The sequence below is a fragment of the Agromyces sp. Y182 genome (assembly GCF_059445385.1).
This window is the reverse complement of sequence record NZ_JCAIUF010000001.1, coordinates 2,647,874-2,660,193: the sequence shown is the minus strand read 5'-3', so window position 1 is coordinate 2,660,193 and position 12,320 is coordinate 2,647,874. Positions and strand designations below refer to the sequence as shown.

Sequence of the window (12,320 nt, the reverse complement as noted above, 5' to 3'; positions counted from 1 at the left end):
CGACCCACCGTTGCTCCGCTAGAAGCCGGAATTCCCGTTCAGACGGTGGAGCACGAAGCCCGTCTCATTGAGCAGTCCCCCGGCACCAGACCCTGCAACCGTCGTATCCGTGAACGTCGCACTGCCTGGGGCATGGATCTCGATGCCGTAGGTGCCCGAGCCCGTGATGCTCACGTCCTGGAACGACACCTGCTGGATCGACTTCTGCCACGACATGAGCACGCCGCCGAACGTGCTGTCGGCGATGTCGATGTCACGGATCACGATGGGCGCGTCGACCGCGTGCACATCGGCGTAGACCCAGAGGGCGCCGAGCTGCGAGTTCCAGCCCGACTCCATGCTTCCGGTGCGCGTGAGGGTGTTCCGCTGCACCGTCGTCGTGCCGGTGAATGGCACCCCGAACCGCGTGCTCACCGCGATGCCGGCCGCCGCCTCGACGGTGTCGGCGACGAGGTTGTCCTCGACGCGGTTGCCGCCGCCTCCGCCGTACACCGCGAGCCCGTTCGCCAGCACTGGCGTCTGCACGGTGTTGAATGCGAACACGTTGTCGGACCCGGGCCCGTCGGACGACCACATCGCGAGCGCGTCGTCGCCGGTGTTGCGGAACGTCGACTGGACGACGTGCGTGTTCGATGCCGAGCGGAGGTTCACCCCGTCGGCGTAGGTGTCGCGGACTCGCAGGCCGACCGCCAGCACGTCCTCCGAGCCCGGCCGCACCCACATGCCGACCTTGGTGTGCTGGATCCAAACGTTCTGCACGAGCGTCTCGCTCGTGAAGTCACCCTCGATGCCAGCCTGACCCTGATGGTCGTTGCGGATGATCGCACTGCCGGCGATCGAGAGATCGGCGATCGTCACGCCGCCGGAGGTCGCGTAGAACCCGCCCGCGTTGCCGGCGCCCTGGACCGTCGAGTGCCACGATCCCGCACCGAAGATCGCGACGTCGGATACCCGGATCGCATTGTTCACCTGGAACGTGCCTGCCGGGATCCACACGGGCACTCCCGCCGACTTCGCCGCTGCGACCGCCTGGTTGATTGCCACGGTGTCGTCGCCGCCGCCCGAGGCAGCACCGTGCGAGGTGATCGAGACCGCGCCCGACGGAGCGGTGAGCGCGGCCGGGATCACCTCGGCCTCGACCAGGTCGATGTCGATGTACGACACCGCGGGCGAGTCCTTCTGCAGCGTCAGCACGGTGCCCGCCGGGAGCTCTCCGGGCAGCTGCACGCGCAGCTCATCGTAGAAGCGGTGCGGCACGCACGCGGCGAGTTCCGGACCGCAACGATCCGCGGGTCGCTCGGCGTTCGGGTCGTTGGAGTACGTGTGCACGCCGTCGGCGGCCGTGTACGGGCCGTAAAGCCAGGTGTGCGCCGAGCTCAGCGTCGAGTCTGTGACTTTCGAGCCGTCCGCGTAGATCCCGAGCGGCGAGCTCCGCCCCGTCCCCGCCGCATTGTCGGGGATCGAGGAGCGGATAACGAGTCCGCTGGCAGGCGCCGTGAGCGTGATGCTCACCTGCTCGCCGAGGGCGTCGAGCCGCACCGCACGGCGTCCGCTCGACTCCGCCTGCACCGTGCCGTAGAGCCGTGACGGCGCGAGCACCGAGCCATTCGTCGTGCCGTCCTCTGCCTCGTACTGACGGTAGGGTGCGGTGGCTCCGCGTTCGTCGAGATCGCCATCGTTCGAAACGACGATGCTGTCGATCAGCACATCGGTTCCGCCGTTCGATGCACGCAGGCCGACGGTGTTGACGCCTGCCCGCACGGGGACGCTCACCGTTGCCGTCCGCCAGCCGTCGCCGTCGTCGAACGTCACGGACCCGCTGCGGCGGCCGTTGACCAGTACGTCGAGCGTGCGTGATGCCCCGGTCGTGGCGAAGGTGATCGTGACCGTCTCGGTTCCCGCGGCACCGGAGCCGACCGTCCGCAGCACCCGCGCACCCTCGGTCGTGAACCCGCCGACATACCCGGATCCGGCGAAGCCGCTCACCGCACCGGCGACGGCCACGCCACCGGATCGGTAGGCATTCTCGGCCTCACCGGGTCCCGCCGGCTGAGGCGGAACATGGTCGGCGACGTCGAGCTTGTCGAGGTTCGCGTTGCCGTTGTCGCCGGTGTCGTAGGCAATGCGGATGTCGTGGTCGCCGATGTCGAGATCAGCCTGGTGCGACACCGCGGCCCATGAGTTCCACGCGCCCGTCACGGGCAACGACAGCTCTGCAGCCTTCACGTCGTCGATGTACAGTGACAGCGCCCGGGCCGTCGTGGTGCCGTTCGCGTAGCGGAGGGACAGGCTCTTCTCGCCGGCCTCGGTCACTCTGACCTTGAACGTCGTCGACGCGGAGCCCGCGTTGCCGTCGGTATAGCCGCCGACGAAGCCGGTGCCCGAGTAATCGGCGTGCTCGGAGTCGACGACGACGCCGCCTGCGAGCGTCGCCTCCTCGGCCTCGAACGTCGGACCGGTCGAATAGTCCGACCCGCCCGAACCGCTGTCGTGGGGGGCGACCTCGAGTCGGTCGAGGTTGACGTTTCCGGAATCGGAGGCCCCGAACCGGTACGCGACCGTGTGATCGCCCGCTGTCAGCGACGCGAGGACGCTCTGCGTCGACCACGAACTCCACCCCGCGGTGGGCGAGAGCGTGACCTGTTGCGGCGCGCCATCGATCAACAGCGTCAGCGTCTTCGGCGACCCCGTGCCGTTGGCGTACGCGAGCGAGAGCGTGTGCGCGCCCGTGGTCGCCGCGTCGACCTCGAAGGTTGCCGACGCCGTGCCCTTGTTGCCGTCGGTGTATCCGCCGACGAATCCGTCACCGGAGTAACCGGCGTGCTCAGTCTCGATGATCGCGCCGCCGGCGAGCGACGCATCTTCGGCCTCGTATTGCGTTGGAGCGGCGGACGCGGCGGTCGCAGTCGCGGCCATCAGTGCTGTGCTGGCCACGACGACAGCCGTGACCAGGGCGAGTCGACGTCGCCGGCTGTGGGAAAGGGGGGTCATGTGATGATTCCTTCCGTTGTGCTTCGCGTGGATGTCGCTGTGCTTCGCATGGATCTCGCTGTGCTTCGCATGGACGTCACGGCGTCGTGCATTGGATTCCGTCGAGGGCGAACGAACTCGGCACGGAGACCTTTTCCGCGTTGGCGGTGCCGGTCACGAGGAAGGTCTTGCTCCGGCCCGGCCTCAGCTCCGTCGTGAGCTCGGCGTCGACGCGCGTGCCGTTCTGTGCAACATCGGCGCCGAGCATCGGCGCGGCGGATTCTCCGCTGCCGAGATGCCAGGCGAGGGAGCCGACCGGCAAGGTCGCGGTGCCGGTGTTCTTGATCGTCACGGTCGCGATGAAGCGATCGAGGAAGACGGGCGTGGCCCGGTAGACGACAGCGCACGTCGCGGTCGTCTCCGCGAGCAGACCTGTATTGCCGCCTTCGTCGATGAACGTGCCCCACAGGTGGTTGCGCCCATCGGCGGGCTCGGCGATCGCGGAGGCCGTCACGTTGCGGAAGCGGTGGTCGCCGCCGACGCGGGCAGCGACGGCATAGGAGCCCGTGCCCTCGATCGTGACGTCGCTGATGCGCAGGTCGTTGACCCAGTGGCTGCCGCTCACGAGGAGTCCCTCATACGCGGAGTCGATGACGCGCGTGTTGCTGATCAGCACGGGCGTCGTGATGTGACTTGTGTCGGCGAACACCCAGATGCCGCCGAACGACGTGTTCCAGTTCGGCTCCCACCCGCCGCTGCGGAAGATGTCGTTGCCATCCACGACCGTCGTGCCCGAGAACGGGACCGGGTTGAACCGGGTGCTCACGGCGATGCCGGCAGGTGCCGTCAGCGTGTCGTTGACGATCGAGTCGACGACACGGTTCGAGTCGCCACCGTAGATCGCGGCACCGTTGCCCAGCAGCGGGCTCTGCACGGTGTTGTGCGCGAACACGCTGCGCGTCACGGCCCCGCCGAGTGACCACATCGCCATCCCATCGTCGCCCGTGTTGCGGACGCTTGCGTGCTCGACGCGAGCGTCGGTGACGGCGCCGTCCAGATGCACGCCGTCGGCGAATGTGTCGCGCACACGCAGACCGACCGCGTAGAGGCCGTCCGTTCCGGCCGCGGCCCAGGCCCCCGTCTTGGTGTGCGCGACCCAGACGTCCTGGATGAGCGAGCCCTGGCCGAAGTTGCCCTCCACTCCGCTGTCGAAGAGCCGGTCGTCTCGGTAGCGCACGTCGCCGTCGATCATGAGGTCGGCGATCGTGACGCCCGTGCCCATCGCATAAAGCCCGCCCTTCGCGTCACGGCCGGCGATGATCGAGTACCACGGCCCGGCACCCCGGATCGAGACGCTCACGAGCCGCACGACCTCGGTGACCACGAATCGCCCACGCGGCACCCACACGCCCCCGCCGATTTCACTCGCCGCGTCCACGGCAGCTTGGATCGCGGCCGTGTCATCGGTGCCGTCGTCAGGCGTCGCGCCGAACGCGGTGACATCGAGGGAGCCCTCCGGGATCTTCCGCGGGTCGGGGCGCACCTCGGCCTCGACGAGGTCGACCGTGTACGGAAGGGCGCCCGACGCGGCATCCTTCTGCAGTCGCAGCGTCGTGCCCGCGCGCAACTCGCCGAACGTCACGCGCGACTCGTCGAAGAAGCGCTGCGCACCGCCCTGCGTCGGGTCGTTCCCGTACGGGTAGCCGCCGTACACCCACGAGTACGTGCTCGACACCGGGATATCGGCGATCTTCTTCTTCCCCGCGTACATCGCGAGCGTGCCGTCTTGGCCCGTGCCGTCAGCCGTATCAGGGATCGACGCACGAAGTACCACGGCATCGGCAGGCTTCGTCAGGGTCCACTCGACGTAGTCCTTCGTCTCGGTGAGCGTCACCGCCTGACGGCCGGACGCCTCGGCCGCAAGCTCGCGAAAGGTCCGGCTCGGCTCGAGAATGTCACCGTTCGTGATCCCGTGCTCGGCCTCATACACCGTCGTACCCGTCGTGGCACCCCGCTCCGCTGGGGCGTTCGCCTTCTCGACCACGATCGCGTCGACGAGCAGGGCGCCCTCGCGCCCGTCTCCCGTGCGCCGCAACTCGACAGTGCCGAGCCCCTCGCGTAGCGGCAGCTTGACGGCGATGTCCCGCCATCCTTGAGTGGGCGGCAGTGAGATCGTACCGACGGGGATACCGTCCACGCCCATCACCACCCGCGTCTCCTGCTCACCCTCATTGAGGTATCGCAGGCCGATCTTCTGGGAGCGGTCGGTCGTCGCGAACGTCGGCACCACGATCCGGGCGCGCGGCGCGGCGAGGTCGACTCCGGTGGCACCGGCCCGGTCGCCGAGTGCGGCGCCGTTCGCGAAGAACGACTGCTCCGTCTCGTACGCATGTCCACGGTGCGGCGCTTCCACGAGCGCCAGTTCATTGCCGACCTGATCCCACCGCGTGTCCGGCCCGGAGCCCGGGATGTCGGCAGGGTCTGTGGCTCCGCCGCCCGGCGTGGAGACGTCGCCGACGACCGTGAACGCGACAGCGTCGATATTGACGTTCCCCGTGTCGTCGGAGTCGAAGCGGTAGGTGAGTTCCTGCTCGCCCGCAGGCAACGTGATGTTCTCCTGATGGATGAACCACTGGCTCCACGAAGCGCCGGGCGCCGAGGGCAGCGAGATCTGCCTGTCCTCGCCACCGATCACCTGCGAGAGCGTCATCGTCGAGCCGAGTCCGTTGGCGTACCTGAGGTTCAGACCGTACTCGCCTGGCTCGGGCACATCGACCGTGAACGTGAGGCTTGCAGCACCCTGGTGGTCGATGACGAAGCCGTCGACGAAGCCGGTCCCGGAATAGCCGAGATGGTTGTCGTTGACCCCCGCGCCGCCGACGAGCACGGCATCCTCGGCTTCGTATTCGACTGGGAGGTCCGCCGCGTTCGCGGGAATGGCGAGCATGAGGGATGCGATGACGCCGGCGAGGGCCGCACTCGCGATGACGGCAGGGGTAGTGCGCGACATGCTGATCTCCTTTGATCAGGGTGAGTCCACAATCGGGTTGCTTTAGCGATAAACCTAGGCGAACGATACGTGAGGCCCGAAGACGCGTCAAGACCCCGACATGAGGCAACAGGGGCCCGTCACTAGGATGACCCGAAAGGTGCATCGACTGGAATGGAACCCATGGCCGTCAAGCTGAGCGACATCGCGCAGGAGGCAGGGGTGAGCATGATGACCGTGTCGAACGTCATGAACGGCAAGCGCGCCCGCGTCTCGAGCGCGACGATCGAGCGGGTGCTCGCCATCGCGGACCGGCTCAGCTACGTACCCAACATCCCGGCACGCAGCCTCGCGGCGAGCCGCTCGCACATCGTCGCCGCGCTCGTGCCGGTCGGAGAGAGCCACAGCCTCCTCGTCAGCCCCCACAACGCCGCCCTCATCGGCGGCATCGAGAGCCACCTGCGCCGCCACGGCTATCACGTCCTGCTCCGCGGCATCGAGCATGAGGATCAGGTCGCGCAGACGATCAGGATGTGGTCCCTCGACGGAGCGATCCTCGTCGAGTTCACCGACGAGCAGATCGACCGCATCCGCATCGACCGAGCGCCGCTCGTCGCGATCGACAGCTACTCGTCGAATCCGCGCACGATCGGAGTCCGCTCAGACGACCACCGCGGAGGCCGGTTGGCCGGCACCCGTCTGCTCGAGGCAGGCCACCGCCATGTGCTCTTCGCCGGCCCTCCCTATGAAGGCATGGGCGTCATCGGGCAGCGGTGGGCCGGCTTTCGGGAGACATATGAGGCCGCCGGCATCGACTCTCGCGAGATCGTCGTTGAGGAAGTGTGGACGACGTTCGAGGACGGGCGGGCACTCGGTCTGCGGTTGCGCCACGATCACCCCGACGTGACCGCGGTGTTCGCGACGGCCGACCACCTTGCGGTCGGCATCATGGCCGGCATCGCTGAAGCGGGAGGCTCCGTCCCCGGCGACGTATCGGTCATCGGCTTCGACGCCCTCGACTTCGCGGCCTACACCACACCGGGGCTGACGACCATCGCGCAGAACATGCCCGCCAAAGTGGCAGAGGCCGCACGCATCATCCTCGACGAGATCGAACGAGGCGAAGGACCGCGCGCACCGGTCTCGCTCGACGTCCGACTCGTCGAACGCGGTTCGGTCGGCCCCCCGCCGGGAAGGTCCAAGTAGTCACTGCACCGGCCGCATCGGCAGCCCGCGGTTTCTCTCCCGCGAGAGTGGAACTCGACGAGGAAAGAACTCGGGCACGCCGATTTGCGCCGGACTCCGACCCCATTGGTCGAGTAGCGAGCGCATCGAGACCCCATGCGAGAGTCTCGATACGCGTCTTCCTGCGTCGGGCGTCACTCGACCAGCCCTGGCATACCGCGCTTCAACGGACACACGCGCCGACCGGTGTTCTAAAATCGCACCAACGCACCTGGGAGGGAGCCGATGCAGGAGCCATTGCTGCTCGACCCGGCGGAGGAGAACAGCTATCGACTGCTCGTCGGCCTCGACGTTGCGCGCGCCGATCAGTTGGCCGAGGTCGCGGGGCTGACCGCCGAGCGCGCCGGTGACCTGCTGCGCAGGTTGGAGGCGAAAGGTCTCGTCGTCCGGCACGGTGAGGATCCGGTCTTCCGACCACAACCGCCGGACGTTGCGCTCGGCACCGCCCTGCTTCGACGCCAGGAGTCGCTCGAGGACGACCGCCAGCGCGTGGCCGCGCTGAGCGAGGAATTCCGGGCCGTCGCCCGACGCCGCGACGCCGATCACGTGGTCGAGGTCGTCAACGGAGCGGGGGCGCTGCGCGAGCGGCTCCGCGACCTGCAGCAATCCGCACGCGAGGAGATCCTCTGGTTCTGCCGGGCCAACCCACTCGCCATGAAGGGCGCCGAGAACACCGAGGAACGCGACGCCCTCGCACGTGGCGTCCGCTACCGGGCGATCTACGAGCGTGCGCTGCTCGAAGGACCCGGCGAGCTCGACACCGTGCTCGAGGGCATCGGCTGGGGCGAGGAGGCGCGGGTCGCGCCCGCTCTCCCGATCCGGCTTGCGATCATCGACCGGCGCACCGCCATCTGTCCCCTGATCCACGACCAGGAGCGCGGCCTCGGCGAGCCGAGCGCGGCGGTGATCCGCGGTGGCGAACTGCTCAACGCCCTGCTCGATCTGTTCGAAGGCCACTGGGAGCGAGCCAGCCCGCTGCCGTCCGCTGGTGCTGCCGAGGGCGGCGACGAGACCAGCACTGCGGTTGAGGTCGACGGGATCGGCGACGCGGAGCGCCTCCTGCTCTCGCTCGTGGTCGCCGGGATTCCCGACAAGTCGATCGTGAACCAACTCGGGATCAGCCGGCGCACCGTGCAGCGCCGCCTCGACCGGCTGATGGCGATCGCGGGCGTCGACACCCGCACCGCGCTCGCCTATCAGGCGGCGCGGCGCGGGTGGCTGTGACCCGGCTCAGCGCCGCGCGTACGCGCGAACCACCTCTTGGGTCACCGTGGTCGAGCCGTCGACGGCGGTGACCCGCAACGTGATCGGCGCGCTGCCGGCCGGCACCACCGCGGAGAAGCCCTTCTTGTCGCGACGGACCGCCAGCGGCTTCCAGTTCGCACCGTCGTCGTAGGATGCCTCTGCCTGCAGCGTGGCACGCGATCGCACTGCGCCGAGCTGGTCGGTCACCTGCAAGGAGACCGTGTGCTTCCGACGGGTCGCGTATCCCTCGTCGTCGGTCGGCACGCCGTAGACCACTTGCAGCAGCGGCAGCGTCACCGTCTCGCCCTCGTCCGGTCGGCCGGACCGGAAGGTCCACGCCGTCGACGTGCGGATGCCGTGCTGCCACTCCTCACCGTCACGGGAGACGTCGAGCTCGAGCCGATAGTCGGCCTCCTCGGCGACCACATCGAGGGCCTGCCGTGCATTCGGGAGCGACTCCACCAGCTCACCGTCACGGTAGAGCCGTGCGCTCGAGGAGGCACCGCCCACCTCCAAGTGGCCCGCAGCATCGACGAACTCGGGCACCTGCAACTGAAGCCGGTCACCGCTGCGGGTCGACGGCGAAGAGGCGACCGCGGCCGGGCGCACGACCGGATCGAACCAGCGCTCCTTCGAGTGCCCCGCCTCGTAGCTGCGCGCCGGTCCGGTCATGCCGCCTGTGACCGTGCCCATCCAGTTCTCCCAGGTATGCAGCACCTGGTGCTGCCACACCGAGTCACCCGCCGAGACCCACTCGACCCGGCTCTCGCCAGTGGCGACCGTGCGCTGCGCGTCGTTCCACGCGTAGGTCATCCACGGGCGCCAGCCGAAGCGCTGCTCGCGGGCGTAGGGCCGCCCGCCGCTCTCGACGTAGGTCGTGGTGACGCGGTGGCTGTTGGCCTTCGTCACCCGGTGCACGATCTCGTCGGGGATCGCGTCGGTCGAGACCTGGATGACGTCGTAGAGGTAGGGGCTCGTGCGGCTCGCCTCGAGCACCACCTGCTGCTTGCCCGGCCGCTGGGCGCGCCGGATCAGCGCCGCGCCGTCCTCGGCGGTGGTGACCATCGCCGGGATCGGGCCGGGGTCGGCGCCCGGCTGGAACACCGTGAAGATGCTGTTGGTCGTGGGTCGGACCAGGATGATCGCCCGCGCACCCGCTGCCGCAGCTGCCTGCACCTGGGCGTCCTCGAGACCCTGGTCAGGAGCATCCACCACGACCGCTTTGCCGCGCACTCCCTTCAAGTCCGGTCCCGGTGCCACCAGCTCGAGGCGCGTTGCCCGGTCGAGCACCCCGGAATTCGGGAGCAGGCCGGCCTGGGGCTTCAGCTTCGTGCCCGGCACGGTGATCAGCGCGGAGGGCCGCACCAGCTGCCAGCGGGAGGAGAACTCGAACTCACCCTCACGGACGGGTTCGGTCGGGGTCACCCAGGGCATCGTCCGCTCGAACGACATGACGCCGTGCTGGATGTCGCGGCCGTTCGTGAGAAGCCGGTGGGTGTACCAGCTGATGATGCTCTGCTGCTCGGCCGGTTCCGGGGTTCGGATCTCGATCGGGCGTGTCTTGCGAGCGTCGAGCACCACCTCGACGTCGGAGGTCACCTGCACGTCGGGCAGAATCACCGTGCCGGTCCGCTCGGCTTGCGCGGTGTCGTTGCCCTCGATGATCGCCTGCACGATGTAGTCGCCCTCCTCGACCTCGACGGTGGCGACCTCGCCCGTGCCGAGATAGCCGAGGTACTCGGTGCCCGGGTGGTCACCGATCAACGAGAGGGACGGCACGAATGTATCGCCACCGTCGAAGCCCACCGCACGGATGGTCACGGTGTGCCGCGGGCCTGCCTTGATCGCACCGATGGCGGTGTGCACGACTACGCCGTCCGGCGCGGTCGCGGTCAGCGCGCCGCTCCACCGACCTCGGTCGAGGGCGGCCGGATCGATCGCCACGACCGCATCGGTGGAACCGTGCGCGGGAACGGTGACCTGCTCGGGCGCGGTGAAGGCACGGGTTTCGGAGCCGTCGTCGTCGAGGTTCTCGACCTCGATCGCGAGGTCGAGGTCGACCGGCTCGTCACTCTCGTTGCGGTAGGTGACGGTGCGCTCACGCACCGCCTCCTCCACTGCGTCGCCCTGACGCGCGAAGTCCGCGATCCCGGTGGCGGTCACCTCCTGGCTCACCGCACGAGCGACATCGACCCGGCCCCCGCCCTGCTCGTAGACCCCGAGATCGGGGTTGGCCTTCGCGGTGCTGACGAGCGCATCCTTGAGCCGCTCCCCCGACCAATCTGGGTGCTGCTGGGCGAGGAGGACGGCCGCACCCGCGACATGCGGGGTCGCCATCGACGTGCCCGAAGACGCCGTGTAGAGCGCGTCGACCGGCGAGCCCATGGCGGTGCCGGCCGCCCGTGCTGCGACGATGCCCACACCCGGCGCACTGATCTCCGGCTTCAGCCCGCCGTCGCCCGTGCGGGGCCCGCGGCTGGAGAACTCCGCCAGCGACTCGTCCCGGTCGACCGCGGCGACCGACAGCGCAGCCGGCGCGGTGCTCGGGGTGGCGACCGCCTCGTCCTGACCGTCGTTGCCCGCCGCCACGACGAAGAGGGCTCCGGTCTCTTCCGAGAGCGCCTCCAGGGAGAGGCTGAGCGGGTCCGTCCCGTCTGAGGGGCCGCCACCGAGGCTCATGTTGACCACTGCCGCACGCTCCGCCGCCCACTCCATGCCGGAGATGATCCAGGAGTCGTAGCCGTAGCCGTCGTCGCTGAGCACCTTGCCGATGATCAGGTCGGCGTCGGGCGCGACGCCCGGCCGGGTGCCCTCAGCGCCCGCTCCGGTGCCGGCGATGGTGGCCGCGACGTGGGTGCCGTGGCCGAAGAGGTCGGCGGTGCCGGTCGCGCTGTCGGTGAAGTCGACGGCCTCCTCGACCTGGCCCACGAGGTCGGGGTGCGACCCGTCGACCCCGGTGTCGAGCACCGCGACGCTGACGCCGGCGCCGCGGTAGCCGGCCTCCCAGGCCTCGGGGGCGCCGATCTGCGGGACGCTCTGGTCCAGCGAGGCCGAGGCCCGACCGTCGAGCCACACGTGTTCGATGCCGCCGGCCATCAGTGCGGAGCTGTCCTTCGCGGGTGCCTCCGCTACGGCGCCACCGGTGATCGCCTGCCACACCTGCCCGAGGTCGTCGACCCCGGCCGAGAGCGCCGCCCCATCGATGCTCGGCAGGACCCGGGTCTGCTCGGCTCCCGCGATGGTCATCGTCTCCGCCCGCATGCCGGGCGACCACGAGACGATGAGCGGCAGCGCCTCGAGATCGGCGTATCCCTCCTCGATCAGGGTGCTGACCTCGAAGAGGCTGTCGTCGATGACCCCTGAGGCGAGGAAGGGGATGGCGTCGCTCGGCAGCACCTGCAGCTCGCCGTCCACCTCGATGGTCTGGAAGGTGACCCGCTCGCGTCCCGGACCCGGCGTGACCGTGGCCGCGCGTCGCCCGTCGGTGGACTCGGCGACCTCGACCCGATCGCCGGTCAGCAGCGTGATGCCGTGCGACTCTCCGAGCGCGCCTGCCGCTTGTGCGGGGTCGGGCGGCTCTGCCGCGGCGCCGGCGGCGGCCGGGGCGGTGAGGCCGACGACCACCGCGGTGACGGTGGCCAGAATGACAAGAGCTCGAGCGCTGTGAGGTGGACGCATACGGTGAAGTCTGGCGCGCCGCCGGCCTCGGCGGTGCTCGGCGAGGTGCCCAGAGTGCGACATGGCGCAACCGCGTCACCCCGGCTTCAGGCGATCGGCAACGAGCGTCGCGACCGCTCAGGGGATAGTTGACATAGGTCGACTATTCGAATATAGTTGACGTGGGTCAACTGGATAGTGGCCTACGGTCAAC

General features: G+C 69.1%; 5 protein-coding genes. 2 read left to right on the top strand and 3 right to left on the bottom strand.

Annotation, left to right across the window (positions count from 1 at the left end; all coding sequences use genetic code 11):
- Positions 1 to 18: 18 nt before the first annotated feature.
- Positions 19 to 2,991, bottom strand: coding sequence for a CBM35 domain-containing protein (locus AC1C2R_RS12155; RefSeq protein ID WP_495380100.1), 2,973 nt, complete (start codon positions 2,989 to 2,991; stop codon positions 19 to 21).
- Positions 2,992 to 3,067: 76 nt separating this feature from the next.
- Complete coding sequence (locus tag AC1C2R_RS12150; protein WP_495380099.1) at positions 3,068 to 5,980, bottom strand: glycosyl hydrolase family 28-related protein; 2,913 nt, start codon at positions 5,978 to 5,980, stop codon at positions 3,068 to 3,070.
- Positions 5,981 to 6,142: 162 nt separating this feature from the next.
- Here AC1C2R_RS12150 and AC1C2R_RS12145 point away from each other — a divergent pair, with 162 nt between their 5' ends.
- Positions 6,143 to 7,165, top strand: a complete 1,023-nt coding sequence (locus tag AC1C2R_RS12145) for a LacI family DNA-binding transcriptional regulator (RefSeq protein WP_495380098.1) — start codon at positions 6,143 to 6,145, stop codon at positions 7,163 to 7,165.
- A 264-nt stretch (positions 7,166 to 7,429) separates the two neighbouring features.
- Positions 7,430 to 8,428: a hypothetical protein gene (locus tag AC1C2R_RS12140; protein ID WP_495380097.1), complete on the top strand. Its 999-nt coding sequence runs from the start codon at positions 7,430 to 7,432 to the stop codon at positions 8,426 to 8,428.
- Between the two features lie 6 nt (positions 8,429 to 8,434).
- On the opposite strand, the gene AC1C2R_RS12135 is transcribed toward AC1C2R_RS12140, so the two are convergent.
- Positions 8,435 to 12,127, bottom strand: a complete 3,693-nt coding sequence (locus tag AC1C2R_RS12135; protein ID WP_495380096.1) for a S8 family peptidase — start codon at positions 12,125 to 12,127, stop codon at positions 8,435 to 8,437.
- Between the last annotated feature and the right edge of the window lie 193 nt (positions 12,128 to 12,320).